At 51.5% G+C, this 21914-nt stretch carries 18 protein-coding genes; 2 read left to right on the top strand and 16 right to left on the bottom strand.

Annotated elements, in window-relative coordinates:
* Positions 1-167: 167 nt before the first annotated feature.
* From ACFO4L_RS09890 to dcuS, 15 genes are all read right to left on the bottom strand, one after another.
* Entirely contained in the window at positions 168-674 is a 507-nt protein-coding gene (locus tag ACFO4L_RS09890; RefSeq protein WP_377909509.1) for a GNAT family N-acetyltransferase, read from the bottom strand.
* Positions 675-856: 182 nt separating this feature from the next.
* The gene (gene lacZ, locus ACFO4L_RS09885; RefSeq protein WP_377909508.1) at positions 857-3892 is read right to left on the bottom strand and encodes a beta-galactosidase, LacZ type; all 3036 of its coding nucleotides are present in this window, start codon (positions 3890-3892) and stop codon (positions 857-859) included.
* A 24-nt stretch (positions 3893-3916) separates the two neighbouring features.
* Positions 3917-4756, bottom strand: a complete 840-nt coding sequence (locus tag ACFO4L_RS09880) for a carbohydrate ABC transporter permease (protein ID WP_205774667.1) — start codon at positions 4754-4756, stop codon at positions 3917-3919.
* Positions 4749-5636, bottom strand: coding sequence for a carbohydrate ABC transporter permease (locus ACFO4L_RS09875; protein WP_205774663.1), 888 nt, complete (start codon positions 5634-5636; stop codon positions 4749-4751). Before ACFO4L_RS09875 ends, ACFO4L_RS09880 begins: the two co-directional genes overlap by 8 nt.
* Positions 5637-5757: 121 nt before the next feature.
* Positions 5758-7098, bottom strand: a complete 1341-nt coding sequence (locus ACFO4L_RS09870) for an ABC transporter substrate-binding protein (RefSeq protein WP_377909507.1) — start codon at positions 7096-7098, stop codon at positions 5758-5760.
* Positions 7099-7239: 141 nt separating this feature from the next.
* Positions 7240-8448, bottom strand: coding sequence for an ROK family transcriptional regulator (locus ACFO4L_RS09865; protein ID WP_377909506.1), 1209 nt, complete (start codon positions 8446-8448; stop codon positions 7240-7242).
* A gap of 790 nt (positions 8449-9238) precedes the next feature.
* A complete protein-coding gene (locus tag ACFO4L_RS09860; protein ID WP_377909505.1) occupies positions 9239-9397 on the bottom strand; it encodes a hypothetical protein in 159 nt (52 codons plus the stop codon).
* 14 nt (positions 9398-9411) lie between these two features.
* A complete protein-coding gene (locus ACFO4L_RS09855; protein WP_377909504.1) occupies positions 9412-9846 on the bottom strand; it encodes an Asp23/Gls24 family envelope stress response protein in 435 nt (144 codons plus the stop codon).
* A 27-nt stretch (positions 9847-9873) separates the two neighbouring features.
* Positions 9874-10089 (bottom strand): DUF2273 domain-containing protein, encoded by a 216-nt coding sequence (locus ACFO4L_RS09850; RefSeq protein WP_377909503.1) that lies wholly within the window; start codon positions 10087-10089, stop codon positions 9874-9876.
* 11 nt (positions 10090-10100) lie between these two features.
* Entirely contained in the window at positions 10101-10649 is a 549-nt protein-coding gene (amaP, locus tag ACFO4L_RS09845) for an alkaline shock response membrane anchor protein AmaP (RefSeq protein ID WP_377909502.1), read from the bottom strand.
* A gap of 252 nt (positions 10650-10901) precedes the next feature.
* Positions 10902-12404, bottom strand: a complete 1503-nt coding sequence (locus tag ACFO4L_RS09840) for a helix-turn-helix domain-containing protein (protein WP_377909501.1) — start codon at positions 12402-12404, stop codon at positions 10902-10904.
* Between the two features lie 1108 nt (positions 12405-13512).
* Positions 13513-14835, bottom strand: a complete 1323-nt coding sequence (locus tag ACFO4L_RS09835) for a 2-hydroxycarboxylate transporter family protein (RefSeq protein WP_377909500.1) — start codon at positions 14833-14835, stop codon at positions 13513-13515.
* A complete protein-coding gene (locus ACFO4L_RS09830) occupies positions 14822-16015 on the bottom strand; it encodes an NAD(P)-dependent malic enzyme (RefSeq protein ID WP_377909499.1) in 1194 nt (397 codons plus the stop codon). The genes ACFO4L_RS09835 and ACFO4L_RS09830 overlap by 14 nt, the downstream gene beginning before the upstream one ends.
* A gap of 132 nt (positions 16016-16147) precedes the next feature.
* The gene (locus tag ACFO4L_RS09825) at positions 16148-16825 is read right to left on the bottom strand and encodes a response regulator (RefSeq protein WP_377909498.1); all 678 of its coding nucleotides are present in this window, start codon (positions 16823-16825) and stop codon (positions 16148-16150) included.
* A complete protein-coding gene (gene dcuS, locus ACFO4L_RS09820) occupies positions 16822-18429 on the bottom strand; it encodes a DcuS/MalK family sensor histidine kinase (RefSeq protein ID WP_377909497.1) in 1608 nt (535 codons plus the stop codon). The genes ACFO4L_RS09825 and dcuS overlap by 4 nt, the downstream gene beginning before the upstream one ends.
* A 726-nt stretch (positions 18430-19155) precedes the next feature.
* Here dcuS and ACFO4L_RS09815 point away from each other — a divergent pair.
* Entirely contained in the window at positions 19156-19794 is a 639-nt protein-coding gene (locus ACFO4L_RS09815) for a response regulator transcription factor (protein ID WP_377909496.1), read from the top strand.
* Between the two features lie 37 nt (positions 19795-19831).
* Here the strand turns inward: ACFO4L_RS09815 and ACFO4L_RS09810 are convergent, their stop codons facing one another.
* Positions 19832-20866 carry an AbrB family transcriptional regulator gene (locus ACFO4L_RS09810; RefSeq protein WP_377909495.1) on the bottom strand — a complete coding sequence of 345 codons (1035 nt, stop codon included), beginning with the start codon at positions 20864-20866 and terminating at the stop codon, positions 19832-19834.
* Positions 20867-20979: 113 nt separating this feature from the next.
* Here ACFO4L_RS09810 and ACFO4L_RS09805 point away from each other — a divergent pair, with 113 nt between their 5' ends.
* Positions 20980-21909: an NAD(P)-dependent oxidoreductase gene (locus ACFO4L_RS09805; RefSeq protein WP_377909494.1), complete on the top strand. Its 930-nt coding sequence runs from the start codon at positions 20980-20982 to the stop codon at positions 21907-21909.
* Positions 21910-21914: the final 5 nt, after the last annotated feature.

The following is a 21914-nucleotide window of genomic DNA, read 5'->3' as shown; positions in this document are numbered from 1 at the left end:
GAACGTTTTCATCCTCCGCCTCAAACTTATTATCGTTATTAACTTTCGTTCACTATAGCGAAAATCTTATCATTTCACAGGCTCAAGTATTCATTCGCACCCAGCAAGTTATCATTCTCCGAAACCAACAAAAAGTCCGGGGAAGCTGCTCCCCGGACGAAACTCCTTTATAAGCTTTTTCCAACGACCGGTATGCTCCCGATCGAACCTGCATACAGCTGGTATCCCTGCTCCAGGAAATAATGGATCGTCGCAGAATCGGTCTGATACTCAGAGCCTGGTGACGCCGGTACGAGCGCGATGTAGTTGACGTACATGAAGTCGAGCGTCGCCTCCATCTCTTTTAGCAGCTCTCTGCCGTATCCTTTGCCGCGGTAGGGCTCATATACTTCTATTTCATCAATCACGGCGACCATGCCGTAAATCGATTCACGGTCCTTGATCTTCTCAAGGGTGTCCATCACTAACCCGACACGAGGCGAAATCGTGTGAGCAATGTCACGGATCACCGTCCAATCCTCCACGTGTGCATCAAACAAGTAAAGCCGGCTTTTTCCTGCGGTATGCAGCCAGCCGGTGCGCTGGTCGGTAAATTGGAAAAGCGGGTTCAGCTCCATGTAAGGGAGGCCGTGTTCGTTGCTGACATGAAAACTGGTGTTTAAGGTCTTCTTCATGTGCTCATCCTCCTCTTGACGCACATGGGCCGCGTTCGGTCTAAGAGCGTTCACTATAGAGATAGTATAGCACGATTTTGTCGAAAAGTGTCAGATAACTTACTTGTTTTCCTTATAAGCTGAATCCCCCTAAAAAAGTGCAAAAAAACGTCCGCTGGATAGCTTCCCAGCGGACATTTGCGCTAGTTTTGAACAGTGCGTAAGCGCCATGCCGCGTGATAGTCACGGTCGGCGAACAGCTTAAATTCGCCGTGTGTTTCCTGCCCCCAGCTGTCGTCACCGCCGACACCCATCTGCCCTGCAAGCAGTCGGATAACGGTTTTGTCAGATTCGGGCAGCTTATGCACGTGCGTAGCTGCTTCCAGTTCAGCTGGCGACCAAGGGAGTACGCTTCCCTCCGAGGATGTCAGCGCTTGAATATCCAGGCTGCCGACCGTCAGCTGCTTGAGATCTGCGATGTTTCCGCACTCCTGCGGCTTTAAGTATGGCGCGAGCCGGTCTTCAGGCGCCGCCTGCCAAATGCCCGTGCGTCCGGACAGCTTCCGGTCACGGTACGTTTCATGCGGACCAAGTCCAAACCAGCTGAACGAATCGGCTGCGGACATCTGCAGCTCGAGACCTACAGCCGGAAGCTCTGGCAGACCGGCTCCAGGCTGCAGCGTCATGGAAACATCGAGTCCCCCGTCTGTACCGAGCTCGTAACGAAGCATGACGCGGCTGCCGTTGTCCAGCTCAAGTACGGCAGATGCAGCTCCTTCATCTGTAGTGACCTCCACGTGCTGTACCTGCGGATTTTTCCAGACAGCCGTTCGCTCCGGGAGCTTGCAGCCGCGATCGTTGTCTGTCATCGCCCGCCAGAACGTCGGCTTCAAAGGCTCCATCAGCTGTTCGATTCCGTTTACAAGCAGCGACGTCAGCAGCCCGCTCGCCTTGGATACGACGGCCTCCGTGCCGCCGGCTTTCAGCACGACTTGCTTCTCATCAGCATATGGAGTAACCGGATCTGCTTTTTCCGGAATGGATGCTTCTGAAAGCGTCCACTCTGCCGAAGCGGCTTCAAAGCCTTCCTCCGCCCACGCTTCATCGGCTGCAAGGACTGCCGACACCGTCAGTACTGCTGTTCCAGATGCAGACTTTTCCGAAACCGGAAGCGGAATCGTTTCCCGCTCGCCAGGAGCCGCCAGAAGCGGGAAAGAACCGGTCGCGGTCAGCTCGCCGTCACAGCGAAGTTCAAAACGGCCTTCTAAAAAGCTGAGATCCCGGAATAAGTAGTTGTTTGTCACGCTGAGCGTGCCGTTCTCCCAGTCGAAATCGATGTACTGGTAGCAGTGCTTCACTTCTTTTATCTGCGGCGTGAGCTTCCCGTCGGCGGTGATCAACCCGTTTCCGGAGAAATTGCCGTCGTGAGGCGATTCGCCGAAATCTCCGCCGTAAGCGAGAAAGCGCGTCCCGTTTTCTTCTTTCCAGAGCGCCTGGTCGCGCCAGTCCCAAATGAATCCGCCCTGTAAGATATCGTATTTCTGAAACAAATCGGTGTACTGATAGAAGTTTCCGAGTGAGTTGCCCATCACATGCGCGTATTCACAAAGGATATACGGCTTAGCGTCGCCGTTCTTTTCTGCGTCCAGCGCATATTCCTCCACTTTGTGCGGCGGAATGTACATCGTGCTCTCCACGTCTGATGCCTCATCGGTCTCGCGGTAGTGGAACACACCCTCATAATGCACGAGCCGCGTCTCGTCACGCTCTTTAAAGAAGCGGTGCATCTCCAGAAAGTTTGTACCGCCGAACGATTCGTTGCCGAGCGACCACATGACGATCGACGGGTGGTTTTTATCGCGCTCGAACATGGAGGCACAGCGGTCCAGCAGATTCGCCGTCCATTCCGGCTTATCGCCCGGAACTGTTTCCTGCAGACCTTCCTGGCCGTACACCCACGTCCCATGTGTTTCCAGGTTCACTTCATCAATCACGTACAAGCCGTATTCATCGCAAAGCTCGTACAAGTACGGATGATTCGGATAGTGCGACGTCCGCACCGCATTGATGTTGTGCTGCTTCATCTTCAAAATGTCTTCACGCATTTCGTCTTTCGTAATCGCGGCACGACCCGTTTCCGGAGAAAACTCATGCCGGTTGACACCTTTAAAGACGATCCGCTTCCCGTTGATTTTCATCAATCCGTCTTCCATGCCGAACGTGCGGATGCCGGTCTTAGCCGATACATACACGGCACGTCCGTGCAGCTCGGACTTTAACACTAGTGTATACAGATTCGGTTCCTCCGCACTCCAAAGCTTCGGCTCCGGCACTGTAAACGTGAGCGTCTCGTCAGAATGATCCGCTATTTCTCCCGTTGCGGTGTGGGCATCCGCCACTGTTCGCCCGTGATCATCCAGCAGTTCGCCGGAGAGATGCACATCTGACACAGTTTTTCCAGAATCGTTCGCTAAAGAAACGTTCACCGTGAGCGTTGCTTTAGCACTGTCCACACGCGAGCGGACAAAGAAATCGCGGATTGCGACATCCGGACGTCTGTAAAGAAAAACGCTGCGAAAAATGCCGCTCATGCGCCAGAAATCCTGATCTTCCAGCCAGCTGGCGTCGCACCAGCGGTATACTTCCACTGCGATCCGGTTTTCCCCGTTCTTTAGCACGTCGGTCACGTCAAACTCGGCCGGCGTGAACGTATCTTCACTGTAGCCGACAAGCACGCCATTGATCCAAAGGTAAAAGGCAGACTCGACGCCTTCAAAGTGAAGCAGGTAGCGCTCACCTTCTACAAGTGCGACGTCGACCGTACGTACATACTGCCCGACCGGGTTGTACACGGTCGGAGCAAACGGCGGCTTAATGTCCTCGCGCTCTTCCCACGGATAGCGCGTATTCGTATAGTGCGGATAGTCCCATCCTTGCAGCTGCCAGTGCGACGGCACTTGAATCGTGTCCCATGAGGACATGTCGCGGTCTGTTTTGTAAAAATCCACGTCACGCTCCTCCGGCCGTTCGGCGAAGCGAAAGCGCCATTCCCCGTCGAGACTCGTCCGGAAAGGAGATTTTTCCCGATCCCCTCCCACGGCCAGATCCCGCTCTGGATAAGGCATCATTGTAGCATGTGCCTTCTCCCGGTTCAGCTGAAAGGTCTCCGGGTTATTGTTCCATTCCGGGTATCCGTTCGCCGGAGGTGTATACGTAAATGCTTTCTTCGTTGTTTCCATCAAAACCCCCACTTTCGTTCGTCATTATTCTTTAACCGAGCCGCCCAATATTCCGGAAATGAACTGGCGCTGGAGCAGCAGGAAGAAAATCATAATCGGAAGCACCGACAGCGTTGTTCCCATCATTATCTGACCGTAGTCTACGCGGGACATGCCGACGAGACTGGAAAGTGCAACCGGCAGCGTGTACATATCGCTGTCCCCGAGCACGACGAGCGGCCAGAGGAAGTTGTTCCACTGAAACATGAACAGAAAAATCGCTACGGCAGCGAGTGCCGGACGCATCGTCGGCAGCACGATCTGAAAGAAAATCTTAAATTCGCCTGCTCCGTCTACGCGCGCCGCTTCCAACAGCGAGTTCGGTATCGAGCGCATGTTTTGCCTCATCAAGAAGATCGCAAATGGATACGCCAGGTTCGGCAGCAGCACGGCACGATACGTGTTCAGCCAGCCGAGATCCGCCATCATCTGGAAGAGTGGAATGAGTGTCACGTGATACGGAATCATGATTGCCAGGAGCAACGTAAAGAAGATCGCATTGCGTCCTTTAAACTGATACTTCGCAAATGCAAAGCCTGCGGCCGCTGCAATCAGTACCGCAAAGAACGTAAACGTGAGCGCGATGATGAGTGAGTTCATCAGCACGCGAATAATGCCGACGTTTTCGTTTAAGTTCGTAAAGTTTTCAACTAAAAAATCACCAGGGAGCAGGTTCGGCGGTACGCTGAAAATGGCACCGGACGGGTTCGTCGCTCCGATAAACATCCAGTAGAACGGGAAGATCGATAAGATCACACCGATCCCGAGCGTTATATACAACAGAATTTTACGGATGATCACGCTTGTCTTTTTCTTATCAGTCATCGTCATCACCTACCACTTTCATCTGCACATACGAGAACAGCGCAATGATTATGACGAGCACGTACGCAATCGCAGAAGCATAGTTAAAGTCAAAGTAACGGAAGCCGTTTAAATAGAGATAAAGCGAAATCGTCAGCGTCGAGTTGTTCGGTCCGCCGTCAGTTAAGATGAACGGCTCGTCAAACAGCTGCAGCGTTCCGATCGTGGAAAGCACCGCTGTAAACAGGAAAATCGGCTTCAGCTGCGGAAGTGTGATCGAGAAAAACTGACGGATTTTTCCGGCACCGTCAATGCTTGCCGCTTCGTACAAATCATTCGAAATGTTTTGCAGTCCGGCAAGGAAAATAACCATGTTATAGCCGGTCCAGCGCCACGTAATCGCAATGATCAAGGACACTTTCGCCCAGAACGGATCGTTCAGCCACGCGACCGGATCAATGCCGACAAGCGAGAGTGCGTAGTTGACGAGCCCGAAATTCTCATCGAGCATGATCATGAAGACGATCGCATAGGCTACAAGCGCTGTGATCGCAGGCATGAAGAACGCGACGCGGAAAAAGCCGCGCATTTTCAACAAAGCAGAATTCATGAGCACCGCGAGCACAACGGCGATCGACAGCATGATCGGCACCTGAATGATCAGGATCGTAAAGGTGTTAAACAGAGCCGTATAGAAAAGCCCATCGTTAAACAGTCGGATGTAGTTGTCAAAGCCCGCAAACTCACTTTGGCCGCCGGTTGACGTTTGAAAGCTCAACAGCAGCGACTGGATCACCGGCCAGAGAGTAAATACGAGAAAAAACAGCACGGCTGGTGCGATGAAGAAATAGGGTGCTGTTTTCGGTGTGACGATTTTTCGCTTACGTTTATTCGCAGCCATTGTGCAAACTCCTTCCAAAAGCAGAAACTACTTTTTAAATTAATTTTTATAAGTAAGAAGAAAAGCGGGGCTGGCCGGTCGATGCCGGCTCAGCCCCTGATCAACAGGGTGCGGACTGGTTTTAGTTCGCGCGCTCGCGTCCTGTTTCGTTTTCAATGCGTCCTGCTGCTTCATCAAGCGCGTCCTGCACTTCACCGCCGGAAAGCAGTGCTTCTGCCTGTGCATCCGCAGAGTAGCGCAGTGCCCGTGCATAGTCGCTCGTGTAGTTAGCAGGCAGCGTGCCTTCCGCTACTTCTGCAAACGTAGACCAAATCGGGCTGTTGTTGAAGAATTCATCTTCTTCTTCAAAGAACGGCTCGTCGTAGGCTGCCGTCAGAGATGGGAAGAGACCATACTCTTCAAGCGCTACCATCTGTGCATCGACATCTGTCGTGAAGTACTCGACGAATGCGTAAGCAGCATCCGGGTTTTCTGTATGGGAAAGAATAGACAGGTCAGAGCCGCCGAGGTTCGCATCACGGTTATCGTCGCCTTCAAATGCCGGGAGCTTAAATACGTCCCACTCGCCTTCCTGCTCAGGTGCCTGGTCCATAATCGTACCCGCATACCAGACTCCAAATGGAACCGTTGCTACCTGATGGTTGATCGTTGCTGTTACCGTTCCATCCCAGCCGTCGACGTTTGCGATCAGATCAGCTTCACGCATCTCCTGAATTTTGGACAGCGCCTGCTGTGCCTCGTCAGAATCGATGTCGATGTTACCATCTTCATCAAAGTAGTAGGTGCCGAGCTGGTTCATCATCATGCGGAACAGCGCGTCGTCACTGGAAATATCAACTGGTGCCATCTGAGCGCCGGTAGCTTCCTGGATCTGCTCGCCTGCTTCGATGTAGTCATCCCACGTTTCGATGCTGTCTGGGTCGACCCCTGCTTCTTCAAAGTGCGGCACGTGGTAGAACACGCCCGCCGGTCCGATATCCCAAGGGGCTGCGAGGAAGTTGCCGTCCGCGTCCTTCATCGCCTCTGCCTTCGCTTCAGGAAATTCTCCTTCATGCTCGTCAAAGCCGTATTCACTCAGGTTCACAAATCCATCCGGGAATTCTGCAAAATAGTTATCCAGGCGATCTGTTTCGATCATCGTCACGTCCGGCAGTCCGGATCCGCCTGAAGCAAGTCCGACAGTGAGTCTGTCGTACAGGTCTTCACGGCCGATGTCTTCTACCACTACGTCAACATCCGGGTACTCTTCCTGGAACTGCTCAACCGCAAGCTCCATGGAAGCAGCTGCAACATTCCAGCCCCAGACCGTGATTTCACCGGAGACTTCAGAAGCATCTGCTTCGCTGTTGCCATTTCCTTCATTTCCTCCGCCGTTTGTGTCTGCGTCGTCGTTTCCTCCGCCGCACGCTGCAAGCAGTCCGATCGATAAAGCCCCTGTCAGTGTCATCTTCCAGATTTTCATGGTGGTTCCCCCTTTAAAGTGTATACGCTTTCAAACTCTGTGAAAAAAAGAGCGACTTCTTAAAGTAATTTTAATAACTATCGTTAAAGTATCATATTTTTCTCACAATGGGAAGGGTGTTTTAAAAATATTTTTGAAAAGTCACCCTTCCACTTCGAAAATCTCCTGTAAGACAAGCGTAACTGCTCCAAGCATGGCACTGTTTGTACCAAGTTCAGACAGGACAACCTCGGTCTGCTGAGCTTCTTTTGTCAGCGCACGGCGACGAATCAAATGCCGAAGCGGCCCCATTACGTATTCGCCGGCTGCCATCACCCCGCCGGTAAAAATAATTTTATCCGGGTTCATCGTGTTGATCAGATTCGTGCAGGCAAGTCCAAGAAAACGCCCTGCTTCTGCAAGCACTTCCTGGGCAAACACGTCTCCGCTGCGTGCCGCTTCATGGATCACTTCCCCGGTGATCTCCTCTTTCCGGTCCACCATTTTAAGCATCATTGTCGAGCGCCCGAGCGTTAAATCGTGCAGCACGCGTTCCCGAATATGGATCCCGCTTGCGACCGTATGCAGACAACCGTAGCTGCCGCACGTACAGCGGCGTCCGTTTAAATCGACGATCATATGTCCAAGCTCGCCGGCGATATGGTGCCGTCCTCGGAAAATCTTTCCATCGACGATCACTCCGGCGCCGATGCCTTCCCCGACATTAATGCAGACGATGTTATTGTAATGCTGTGCGCTGCCAAACCATCGCTCTGCAATCGCAGAACAGCGTGCATCGTTTTCCATTTTCACGGGCAGCTTGAATTCGCGGCCAAGTATTTCCACGAGCGGAATGTCACGATAGCCGAAGTGCGGTGCATAAATGCTGACGCCCTGCTCCACATCGACGATCCCGTGCATGCCGACCCCGATGCCGAGCACCTTGGAGCGCTCCACACTCGATGAATCAAGCAGCTCGCGGATCGTCCGGATCAAGAGCTCCAGAAATTCACTTTCCTGCATTCCCTCCGGAAACTTCTGCGTGCGAATTTCTTTTACGTCGGCCCTAAGATTTGTCAGTCCGACGCGCAGCTGGCCCGTACCGACGTCGACTCCGATCACGTAGCTGTGGTCATCGTAAATCGATAAGAGCATCGGCTTCCGTCCGCCGCGCGACTCGCCTACCTGTCCCTCCCGCACGATGCCTTCCTCCGTGAGCTCGGCAACAATGTTACTCACCGTCGGATGTGTCAGGTTTGCCTTTTTCGATATATCAGTCCGCGAAATCGGCCCGTGCTGCCGGATAATATTCAGCACAAGCGAGCGGTTTAATGATTTCATCAGCTGAAAACTGCCTGTCATTCCCTGCATGCCTCTCCGCCTCCCCTTCTATGCTTTAGCTTAGAATAGAAGCGCTTTCAATACAACTGAAAGTTTTTTGAACGAATCGATTTTGTGTGTGATTTTCTAACAAGAAAGGAGGTGATGGGGCGCTTTCGGTGTGCCGAAAGCTTCCTGATGATGGCGTCCATATTCGTAACTCGCGGCTTCTATTCGCACGGGGTTTCCCGTTTACGAGGTGCCGATCAGGTTTTACGAGGCCGTTTTTGCTCGTTACGAGCAGCTTTCGCTTTTTTGCGTGGAGGTCCGCTTCCTTTATGGGAAACTCCCTGTTCACCCAACCCCCCAGCTTCGGCTCCGGCCGAAGCTCTCTGCTCAGTCCTTATTCGTAACTCGCGGCTTCTATTCGCACGGGGGTTCCCGTTTACGAGGTGCCGATCGGGTTTTACGAGGCGGTTTTTGCTCGTTACGAGCAGCTTTCGCTTTTTTTACGTGGAGGTCCGTTTCCTTTATGGGAAACTCCCTGTTCACCCAACCCCCCCAGCTTCGGCTCCGGCCGAAGCTCTCTGCTCAGTCCTTATTCGTAACTCGCGGTCACTATTCGGAGCAGATACCGGCGTTATGCGTATCGATCCATTCGTTATGCGCAGCTTTCCTCGTTATATGCGTATGTATGCAGGTGTTATGCGTATGCAGCCACCCGTTATACGCAGCCTCGTCTAATATGTAGGCTCTCTTCTTTTAAAAAGACTTCCCATATTCCGTTATAATCAAAACCAGCCATCTAGTATAAAAAAGACAGAAGCCGCGGCTTCTGTCCTTACTGTTTTTCTTCGTTTATCACGGGCTCCTGGCCGAGCAGGGTAAAGATTGCGGCAAAGATAAGCAGCAGGGTCAGTACCTGAAACGCGGCCGGGGCGTGCAGGGTGGCGCCGGCGATGAGCCACAGGGCTGTTAACGCGATGGTGACGGCCCACATAGACGCCGCCTCCCTTACTCGACTCGCCCGCTGCTGCGCTCGTTTTTGCCTTCGAACTCTTTACGGGTCAACACGTCTGATACGTTCATGTTAAATTCGACCACTTCCAGGCCTGTCATCGTGCGGATGTTGTCTTTCACATTCTTCTTTGCATTGTCGTACACTTCCGGCACACGCTGGCCGTATTCCACGATCACGTCGATATCGATTGCTGCTTCGCGTTCGCCGACGTCTGCAGAAACACCTTTCGTGATTTTCTCGTCCGCGCCGAATGTCTCGCGGATGCCTTCGAATACGTTACCGCTCATGCCGAGAATTCCTTTTGTATCATGAATCGCAAGTGCCGTAATCTTTTTAATAACATCTGTGTCGTACGTCAGGGAATCCTTACGTTCCGGTGCTTCCTCGTTGTTCAGCTTTTCTGTAGATTCAATGTTTTGTTGTGCCATGTGGCATCTCTCCTTTAATAGAATATATTAGTTTCTTCTTCCAAACAGGGCGTCTAAATAGGCGGCTACGTCGACATCCTGGTCGAACAGACGGCCGATCAAATAGCCGAGAATCAAAATAGTAAAGATCAGAACCGTGTACCAGAATCCTACGGTAAACAGCAGAATTGTAAACAAAACGGCTGCGAGGAGTCCGAGAATGCGGCCCCGGTAACGCTTAAAAGTTTCCGTCGCTTCGCTCATCGTTTCCCCTCCTAAACCACTCGTTTTTTCGATTTGGATTTGGCCGGATCTTCTACGAAAATGCGGACGCGCCGCACTGTTACTTCAAACCAGTTCTCCAAATACGACTTTATTTCTTCCTGAAGCTCTGTGCCAGTCTGCTGAATGCCTCTGCCGCTGACAGGGGCATAGTGCACGTCAATATCAACCATGTTTTTCTTGGAATGCATGTTTACCTTTGACTCCGTCATTCGGATCCCGTCGCGTCCAGCAAGGAAACGGCCGAGCGCGGATTCAAATGCATCTTTCTTGATCGCAATGTAGCCATTGGATGTAGGCACCTCTAACGTATCTTTACTCGACTCACCTTTTCTGAAACTTGTGAGAAACAGGATCAGCGAGACGATTCCGACAAATGCCGTCAGTCCGACAATGGTCCAGAATACTTCCTGAGGCATGCCGCCGTCTGTCACTAATTGAAGCAGCGCGTACATACCAGTCACTTCCAGTAAGACCACGACCGAAAGCGCTAAGCCAAGAAGCCCGTAAACCGCAAATATCATTCGTAGTAAGACATTCACTTCATCACCTCTTTTCTCAACGGCTGTAGTGCTACTGTACCCGCCCGATTAAAAATTGAGTTCCCATTATCCATGAAGTTTATTTCATTTTTGAGACAGCTCCGTTTCCCATAAAGGTTTAATTATCCCTTCAAAATAGGCTGATTGTTACTTTTTCTCCCCTGTTCGACAATCTCTGTTTCCAAAACTGACCGATTGCTGCTCACGAAAAAAAGAGACCGTACAAAACGGCCTCTAAGAGGTGGACATTCGCTACCTGCCTGAAAACGAACGCTTCATCATGTTATAAAAGGGACATTCCGCCTGCAGATGATAGGTAGCCTTTTCATCCTGCACAGCCGACACCTTCTCTTCGATTTTCTTCATCTCCAATGGCGACGGCACTGCTGAAACGGTGATCACCGGCACGCCCCTTGTCCGGTTGCTCGCGATCGGCTCTGTTGAAATAATGAATTCAATGTTGTCGTACATGAGCACGGACTGGTAGTCGTACAGGATGTCATATATCGTCAGCGCGCGCCCAAACTGAAAGGAGAGCAGCTCATACAGCAGTTCTTTTTCAATTAAGTTTCGCGTCATCAACAGCACGTTTACTCTCGTGTGGCGCAGATTGTTGACGAGCTTCGCCTGTACGAGCAGGAATAAATCAATGAGATCATCCTCACGAAATCGGACGAAGGATTCGAGGCCGCTCAGCTGAATCGTCCGCAAAATCGCTTCGTACACCGGGGACGCCTGAAAATGCCGGTAGTATGATTCCTTTCGCATGAGGGACGTTTGAATCCGCAGCTGGCTCTGCACTTCCTTCCTTTTTAAAAGCTGCGTCAGCTGATAGACAAAATTATCATCCATGATATGCGTGCGCAGCTCACGCTCAAGCATTTCAATAAACTGATACACAACCCGCCAGTCCTGCTCATCTTCAAATATGTTCGACGCCTCGCGTCTTCGCTCTTTGGGCTGCTCTTCAATCAGCACGTACAGCGCGAGAAACATGATTTCTTTCACATAATCGGTATGATTCGCCGGCTGTGCCAGATGGTGGTGGATGTGCTTTAATACGCGAACGTACGGCGTTTCTGAAAAAGACTGATAGAGGCTTTCGTCAATCGCAACAATATACCCTTTCGACACACGGTGCCGGCTCACGGCCGCTACCCGCAGCAGCCGCTCATATGCGCCCTGATGCAGATACAGATTTTCTTCTGCGCAGGCATGCGACAGCTCTTTTAAAAAACGTTCCTTTTCCTCAGCCTCGGTAAACGCCGGCAGTACGGCGTCAATCGTATCAAAGTAGCTCATCATGAAGTTGCGGATGCTTCGTTCTTCTCCTTCAATACGCACCTCGCCGCCGGTGAGCGTCAGCTGCTCCAGCTCCAGCATGTCGCGCAGTTCGTCCAGATAACGGTATGTCGCTGATTTACTAATATGCAGCGTGGAGCTGAGTGCCTGCACGGTAATACCATCCCCGAGCAGCACCTCACCGAGCATTCGGTAAAACATTTCCTGCTTCTGAAAATAGGCCGTAATCATTTCCAGATTTCCGCCATCAGGCACCTGCAGGCTGACGCCTTCCGAACTGCGGCGGATGAGCTCCCACCCGTCCGGGAGATTCTGCTGGATAAAATCCAGATCACGCATGATCGTGGAGCGAGAGGTGCTCGTTCGCTCGACTAAACTGCTGTATGTGACCTCATAGGCAGACTGAAATAAATGGTAGACAATAATCGCATATCGGGAATCTTTTTGAAGCATAGCCGCAACAACCTTTCCTTATTGCCTCTCTTCGTCTTTTATCGTATTATACAGTCATACAAAGCAAATTGCTGTTTCCAAGGTGATGACACCGGGAATAAGCATACAAAAAGGGAGGTCATAAATACCCAATATGCACCCATCCGTAAGTGATAGCTATGAGCATCGGACCTCATCGAAACGATTATTCGTCGGTGACGGCAGCCCGATGAACGAAACCGAGTTCATCCAGAAGCTCTTCCTCTCAAAAGAGGACGCGCCGGTGCTTACGGGCGAGCGCTCCACATCGCCCAAGTCCCATAGCTAGTTGCTTAACTGTCGGAAACGCCTAATCATCGGCATCCGATAGGGAGCTGCGCCGCACGTTTTTGGCGCAGCTCTTTTATGTTTTCACGCAAGCGGATCTTTTTCTCCGCTATTCGTAACTGGCGCTCCTTATTCGCAACGGGGATCCTCTTTACGAGGTGCTTTTCCTGGTTTACGAGGTGTCTTCAGGCTTTTACGAGCTGCTTATCCCGGTTTATGAGGAACTTCTTCCTCGTTACGTGACACTCCCTTATCCACCTGAACCCATAGCTTCGGCACCGGCCGAAGCTCTCTGCTACGTGCCTCTTTATTCAAGGGCTTTCGCCCGGCGAAAGTGTCCTTCTGTAGCTTGCCGTGCCGCTATTCGTAACTGGCGCTCCTTTTTCGCAACGGGTGCCCTCTTTACGAGGTGCTTTTCCTGATTTACGAGGTGTCCTCAGGCTTTTACGAGCTGCTTATCCCGGTTTATGAGGAACTTCTTCCTCATTACGTGACACTCCCTTATCCACCTGAACCCATAGCTTCGGCACCGGCCGAAGCTCTCTGCTTAGGTCCTTTTTAGATAGAGGCTTTCGCTGTGCAAAAGCTCCCTTCTGACACTTGCCGTGCTGCTATTCGTAACTATAGCCCCTTAATCGTACCGCTCCCGTCATTTGTGCGTACTTATCTGCTCGTTATGCGTACTGCAATTCACTTAGTGCGTAGCCTCTCGTTCGTTATGCGTATCCGCCTCTGCGTTATCCGCACAACAGCTGCATTACATAGTCAGAGCCGCTCTGCTTATTCGCAGAGCGGCTCGTCGCTATAAGATGGTGATCAGAAGTCCGGCCATGAGCAGGATCAGCGCTCCTCCTAAGCGGGAGGCGATCTGAGCAAACGGCATGAGCTGCATGCGGCGTGCTGCGGAAAGTACGGCGACGTCGCCGGTTCCGCCCATGTTTGCCATACATAATCCGGCTGTAATACTTGATTCAATCGGATAGAACCCGACGAGTCTGCCGATGATTCCGGCACCGAGCATCGCCCCTGCGACAACGCCAAACACGATAAGAATATACTGCAGCGTCAACGCAGCGAGTACGGCCTCAAGATCCGTATACGCAACACCTATTCCAAACAAGAGTGCAAGCGTGAACGTTTTTGCAACAAACTGATACCACTGGCTTGCGCCGTCAACGACCGCGCTTGGCAGCAGGTTCATGATTTTCACCGCTGCGACGAGAATGATCATAATCGCATATGGATGGATCGGCAGCACCGCACCGAGTAGGTGGCCGACGGTAAAGAACAACAGCGCTGCCATTACACCGACGCCGAGCTTTTGCAGGTTGAAGGAAGTAGCCTGCTTCGGCTCTTCAAATCCGTCCATCAGCTTTCCGTTTCCAGATAAAGATGGCACCCGCTCGCCCAGCTTGTGCAGCATGCTTGCGAGCACAATCGCAAAGACGTTACCAAGAGCAAGCGCCGGGACGAGAATCGAGATGTAGTAGCTGGCCGGCTGCCCGAGAAATTCCGAGTACACCTGCGCCATCGGGACGGCACCTGCACCCATGCCGCCGCCCATAATAGGAAGCGTAATGACCAGCACCGCGTCCTGCAAGGAAAAACCGACGAGCTGACCGATCAGCGCCGCAAGCGCCGCCGCCCCTAAAATAGCCCCGAAGATCGGCGCGAAGTAGCGCATTCCGACTTTGACGAGCATCTGGGAATTCATGCCGAGAATACTTCCTGTGATTAATGCCGCGATATAAAAGTCCAAAAAGCCGCCGGTCGTCATAAATGCATCGACCTGTGTCGTCACCGGCTCCGGCAATATACCGCTGTAAACGAGGTACGCCGATCCGAAAATTGCAACGATGGCCCCTCCTCCGAGATATCCTTTAATGATCGGCGTCCGGTCTCCAATCCAGCCGAGTGCTTCTCCGATGACCATCATGACGAGGAGGCTTCCGATCATGCCGGCAGGGAGCGTTTCGGTGAACATCGCCGCAATCGTCAGGACGAGCACAATCGCGAAAATAGGCAGCGGGATGTGAAACACGGATACCTGTCGTTTGCTCTGCTTTTGCTCCTGCTCTGGTGCGGCATGAATCGTAGCCTGCTCCTGCTTTCTAGCTGCTTCCATCTTCAGCGCCTCCTTTTTGGTTCAGGGCCCGGTCTTCCACCGCCCTGGCGACTGCTTCAGCCGTATGCGTTTCCAGTGAACCTGGAATAATATAGGACGGGGTCAGCTTCTCTTCCGGAATCAGTCCGGCGATCGCTTCAGCCGCTGCGACCTTCATCTCAACGGTGATGTCTGAAGCGCCTGAACGGACGGCCCCTTTGAAAATACCCGGGAATGCCAGTAGATTGTTCACCTGATTTGGAAAATCAGATCGTCCCGTCGCGATGATTTCCGCTCCTGCTCGCTTTGCGTCATTTGGATATATCTCCGGTACCGGGTTTGCCAGTGCAAACACGATCGCCCGCGGCGCCATGCGTTTTACCTGCAGCGGACGAAGGGCGTTCGGTGCCGACACCCCAATAAAGACGTCCGCATCGGTGATCACATCATCCAGCGTTCCGCGCACGTTTTCATGATTTGTCCAGCAGGCGATCTCCTGCTGACTGCTGTTGAGCCATGCTTCTTCCTTGGCTACAACGCCCTCCAGACTGACGAGCGTGATGTTCATAAAGCCTGCACTCAGTAAGAGCCGGGCGATGGAAATGCCTGCGGCGCCTGCGCCGTTGATGACCACCTTTGTCGACTCCTTCTTTCGTTCCGTCAGCTTCAATGCATTCAACAGACCGGCAAGTACGACGATCGCCGTTCCGTGCTGGTCATCGTGAAAAACGGGAATGTCGAGCTCCTCTTTCAGTCGTGCCTCGATTTCAAAGCAGCGAGGAGCCGAAATATCCTCAAGGTTAATCCCAGCAAACGACGGTGCCATCGCTTTCACAATTTGAATCAGCTTTTCCGGATCCTTTTCATCCAGACAGATCGGAAAGGCATTCAGACCGCTGAACGCTTTAAACAGCATGCATTTGCCTTCCATCACAGGCATGGCAGCTTTCGGTCCAATGTCACCTAATCCGAGTACGGCCGTTCCATCTGTGACGACCCCGATCATGCTTCCGCGTGCCGTCAGATCGTTCAGCCGGTCCTGGTCATGTTCGATCTCCTTGCACACTTCTGCGACACCAGGCGTATACACGAGGCTGAGATCCTCTTCACTCGTAATCTCCACCCGGTTCGTTATTTCGATCTTGCCTCGAAGTCTGTCGTGCAGTTCCACTGCCTTGCTGTCATGTCGTTGAATGGCCATGTTGCTTCCTCCTCAGAAAACGCTTTCAATTTAGTATGGGCTTAACTGTAACCGATCTCATAGGAGGCGCCTAGTTTACGTAAATTAAGAAGTTATTTTGTAAATAAAAAAAGCTGACCGCAGTCAGCTTTTTCATTCTTCCAGCAGAAACAAATGCTGCGGACGCCCAACAGCGCCATAGGTTAAACGCTCTCCAAGCGCCCCTGTTTCCGCTAAATATTTTAAATACTTCCGAACGGTCACTCTGGAAATGCCTGTGACATCCGCCACTTCTTCCGTAGAAAAGGCCTTTTTATCAAGCGCCGCAACGCCTTCTTCCACTCGCTTCAGCGTCGATACAGACAGCCCCTTCGGCAAGTCTTCCTGCACTGGCTCCACCTTCGGAAACCACTGATGATCCAGCCGGTCCTGATCGATCTGCTCGTGCTCGGCGAACAGCTTGGTCCGACTTTTATATTTCTCCATTGCCTCTCGAAACCGGTCAAAATCAAACGGCTTCATAATGTAATCCACTGCCCCGTAGCGCATTGCTTTTTTGACTGAATCAACATCAGAAGCCGCCGTAATGAGCATCACGTCGCCTTCCCAAAAGCTCTCTGCGCGAAGCTCCTGTAAGAGCTGCAGTCCGTTGTCCGCCCCTATATAAATGTCGAGCAGCACGAGATCGACTTGTCCGTGCCGAAGCTTTTCCTTTGCGTCGGCGTATGTGTGCACGACGCCCGCTGCTTGAAAACCGTTCAGTTTCGACACATACGTTTCGTTCCATTTGGCCACCATCGGATCGTCGTCTACGATGAGCACGCGAATCATCGGGCCACCTCCGTTTCATTATAAGGCAGTGTGACCGAAATGCTCGTTCCCCTGCCTCGTCTCGTATTTACTGCCACCCTGCCGCCAAGCTCCTGAATTGCTGACCAGACGAGATGCATGCCGTAGCCGCGGTCGCCGTCTTTCGTCGAATAGCCCTTTTCAAACAGCCTCTCCTGAGCCTCATCGGTCAGGCCCGGGCCGTTGTCTGACACCTCAATCTGCAGCTCACCTTTTTGGTAGGAAAAGCGGATCGCTACCTTGCCGTCCGCCTGATGCTGCACAGCTTCTGCGGCGTTGTCGAGCAGATTGCCGGCGATCGTGATCACGTGGTGATTCATCGCAGCATCTGCAGGCGCCGGTATCTTATCCGGGCAATCGATCACGAGCTCCACCTGTTTTTCCCGCATGTAGCTGCGCTCGCCGTGCATAAAGCCGCTCAGCACCGGGTCCTCAAACTTCCTGAGTGCCTCATCAAGCGCCGGCGCGTCAAGCTCGGTCAGCTGCCTGACATAGTCCTTCAGCTCCTCATACGCCTCCGTCTGCAGCATGCCCATAATCACGTGCAGCTTATTTTTCATTTCGTGCGACTGAGCGCGCAGCGTTTCGCTGTACACTTTCACACCGGATAATTGTTTTGCCAGAGCATCCATTTCTGTTTTGTCCCGAAACGTGGAGATCGCGCCGACAACCTCCTCCCCTATCGTGAGTGGCACCCGATTTAACAGCAGTGTAAGCCTGTCGAGCCGCAGCTCCTGATCCAGCTCCGCCTCTCCTGTTTCCAAGACCCGGTGCAGCCCGGTTTCCGGCATGTAATCTGCGGCCTTCATGCCAATCGGCTCCCCTTTCAGGCCTGCCTCCTGAAACATCTGCCGCGCGGACTCATTGACAAGGGTAACGGTTCCATCCTGGTCAACGGCTATGATACCTTCGCGGACGGACTGCAGCATCCGGTTCCGCTCTTCAAATGTTCGCGCGATGTCCCGCGGTTCCTGTCCATGCAAAATGCGGCGCACATAGGAAGCAAGCAAAATAGCGCCCGTGATGCCGACACCGAGCCCCACGAGCGAGCTCATCAAAATAATGAAGTGGTTCGCAGTCAGCTGCTCTTCGATCGTTTCCATCGAATCCCCGACTGCAACCGCACCGATCTGTTCACCGTTCTCGTTTATAACTGGAGAAAACGAGCGCAGTGACGGCGAGAGCGTCCCTTCTGCCTGAGAGCTGTACGTTTCCCCTTCTAGTGCCGGTCCCTCATCCCCGCCGACAAACGTCTCGCCAATCATGTCTTCATCCGGATGGGAAAAACGGACGCTGTTCATATCCATCACGACAACAAACAATAGATCTGACGTTTCCCGGACTCGCTCGGCATACGCCTGAACTTGTTCGACATCCTCGTTTTCCAAGCCGGTGATGATCCGCTCTTCCTGAGATACGAGCGATGCGAGCGTCTGACCCTTCTGCTCCTGCTCCTCGAGAATGTTTTCCCCGACCGCATGATTGATCAGCAAATCTGTCAACAGCAGCGACACGCCGACGACAAACACGATCAGCATAATCAGCACCGCTCTAAGCGACAGCTGCTTCTTTTTAAAGCGTTTCAACCAGCACCACATCCTGACATAAATATGTATCAGTGTAGCTTACCTGACGAGTAAAAGGGAACATGAATCTGAAAAAAGAGGTGTCAAACCGAGAGAAGATGCAGCGAAAAGCAGGGGCATTTGCCGCTATTCGTAACTGAATGGCCTTATTCGAACGGGGGGGCGTCCGTTATGCGTATCTTTCTGCCCGTTATGCGTATGGTTTCTTGTTTTATGCGTAGACTACTAATCGTTATGCGTACTTTACTCTATTTGATAAGCAGCTCCGATCCATCCACCTGAACCCATAGCTTCGGCACCGGCCGAAGCTCTCTGCTGCGTACCTTATTCTACAGAGGCTTTCGTCCGGCGAAAGCTTCCTTCTATCTATACCTTGTCGTGCCGCTATTCGTAACTACTGTCCTTTATTCGTACCGCTCTTGTCATTTATGCGTACTTATCTGCCCGTTATGCCTACGGTTTCTTGTTTTTTGCGTAGACAACTAATCGTTATGCGTACTTTACTCTATTTGATAAGAACCTCTGATCCATCCACCCAGTAAAGCAGCTTTCTCCGATAAAGCCGCCATCCTTCACTTATAACTTTCTCAACTACCTGCTGAAATATGTGACTAACACACCCTTCTTTCTTCCCATTTTCTCACATGATGTTACATATTTACATAATTTAGATTATACTCTCAAACATAGCCAAAGATACGGACAAATGTAGAGGGGGATGTCGGGATGAATGAGCTGTTTCAGCGGAGGTCGGCGGTCGATTGTATAGGTGAAGGAGATTTTACTTGGTCAGACAGGATCAGTCGGGCGCTGACAGACACACCGGTGCACGCTCATTTTTACTTGGCAGACGACATTCAGTGTATTGCGCAGTTTAAACTGGATTGCCAGCACGATATCCAGAGTCAGGAGCTCCCCGTGCTGATTACGAAGAAGCCGCTTTCTGCCCATGATGTCCTGGATTTACAGGAATTGTTCCCAGTTCTTGTTTCCGCAGCTTACGTTGACAAGCATCCTCATCATGTTGAGCAGGCCATCACGAATAACCATGCGCTGATTGAGCCGTATGCCGCCCGTGAAATGGCCGTTCATCTTCATCAATACCGCCGTCGTGACAATCCTATCAAAGAATTTCATCTCGTTCGGAATAAGCTGGCGAAGCTGTTAACAGAGCTCGAGCTCGACATTGTCGCCTGTATCATTCAAGGCATGAACACGAAAGAAACAGCAAAGACCGTCTATCTAGCTGAATCGACGACCGCCACGATGCTCTCTGGAATTTACGATAAGCTGAGCGTCAGCAACCGGACGCAGCTCGTGTATATTTGCATTCATAACAACTGGCTGGAAGCCGAGCGAACGTAATAGCAATCCCCTGCGGCATTCAGCCGCAGGGGATTGTTTAATTTGCTATCCGGGTTTCCATCCGTTCGATCAGCTTCAATAAAAACGGCAGCATCAGTAAAATCGTCAGCACGCGAATAATCTGCAGGCTCGCGACAAGCGTCGGATCAAGATTTAAGGCAAAGGCAGTCGCCGACATTTCCGGAGCCCCTGCTGGTACGATACTGAGCAGGCTCGTCATCATATTCAAGCCGCTCACGGTATGAAACAGCCATGCGAGCAGTACCCCGAGCGCGAGAAAGAGAACGATGATGTAGATACAAATACGCCCGAAGCCGTACAGCCGCCTCATAACCTGCGGGTTAAATGTGACACCGATCATGACACCGATCAGCGCCTGGCCGATACCACCGATATAATCCGGCAGGCTTTGCACTGGAATGAAAAATTCACTGAGCAGAAAAGCGGTGACGATCGCATACAGTAAAATACCGGCAGGCAGCGGGAAAAACCGGTTCAGAAGAGCCGCTACTGCCATCGCGATGAGAATAACAGCGGCGAGTGAGACGGTCATGCCTGCGTCCCCGATTCCAGCTATTCCAGCTGCCGGCGTGCCGATCCCGACAATAAGCGGAATCGTAAACACGAAAAAGAAAATTCGGAACGAGTGAAAAGCAGCCACGATTCGTTCGTCTGCTCCCGCTTCCCGGCTCGTCACGATCACTTCTGACGCACCGCCCGGAATCGTACAGAAAAGCGCCGTTTTCGCATCCATTCCTTCCGCATTTTTATAAAGCAGCCAGCCGAGTAAAAAACTGCCGGCAAACGTGAGCATCAGTGTCAACAGCAGCGGTCCGATATAAGACCCGACCTGCAGAAACACATCACGCTCTGTCAGCACGCCGATGTTTGCACCGATCAGGGCAAGCGCCCCCTTAAACAACGGACCCCTGTAAGCCACATCCTGCCGAACCATTCCATACGCTGCTCCAAATAAAAGCGCACCGATCAGCCAGCCGGCCGGTACACCGATCATATGAAAGATAAAGCCGGATAAGAGCCCGGCTATGAGAACTATGAGCTTTTTAACCACCAGACTCCTCCTTCCAATAACAATTGTCAGAAAAGTGTTGCCAATACTTTAAAAAAACACTATAATAATTGGTATACCAAATATGTATACCAAAATAATCTGAGGTGCTTAATATGGGAAAAATTACTGTTTTGGGCGATTTTGAAAAGGTATTCCCAAGTTCACCCAAAGTGAGAGAACTCGAGCAGAAAGGCTATACGTTTGATTACGCTGAACCTCGTTCTGATTCAGATACAGTGGAAGCTTTAAAAAATGCAGATATCGCTATTTTAGTACGTGAAAGAGCAAAAATGCCAAGACATGTGATTGAACAGCTGCCAAACTTGCAGATGATTTCTCAAACTGGCTCAGGAACCGCCCATCTGGATAAAGGTGCGCTCGAAGAAAACAACATTAAGCTAACACTGACTGGCGGTACATCAGCTCCATCTGTTGTTGAGTTGACTTTTGGTATGATCATTGGCTGTATGCGTCAGTTTACCGTTCATCGAAATCATTTAATGCAAGAACAGTGGAAACAGATACCCGGATTTGAACTTCAGCATAAACGCATCGGCTTGATTGGGTATGGAGAAATTTCCAGGGAAATTGCAAAGGTAGCTCAAGCATTTCAAATGGAGCCTGTTACGTGGCGCCCAACCGGGGAGAAAGGCGATGAAGAAATTCCTGTTTTAGAGCTGGATGAGCTGCTTGCTACTTCTGACATTGTCTCCATTCACGTTCGTCTCGTCCCGGAATTAAAAAATGTTCTTAACCGTGAAAAACTATTTAAGATGAAAAAAGGCAGCGTCCTAATCAATACAGCTCGCGGTGCATTAATTGATAACCAAGCATTAATCGAGCTTCTGGAAAGCGGTCACTTATTGGGAGCAGGAATTGATACGTATCCAGAAGAGCCACTTACGGAAAATCCATTTAAAAACTGTCCAAATGTCATTCTTACGCCGCATATCGGCTACATTACTTGGGAAGTCCTGCAACGATTTGCAGATATTTCGCTTGAAAATATTATAGGGAATCTTCCTACTTTATCAAAACAATAAAAGGA

Origin of the sequence: Bacillus daqingensis, assembly GCF_042654445.1 — a bacterium.
GTDB lineage: Bacteria > Bacillota > Bacilli > Bacillales > Salisediminibacteriaceae > Alkalicoccus > Alkalicoccus luteus.
The sequence above is the reverse complement of the archived record's forward strand: the minus strand, read 5'-3'. Positions and strand labels throughout refer to the sequence as shown.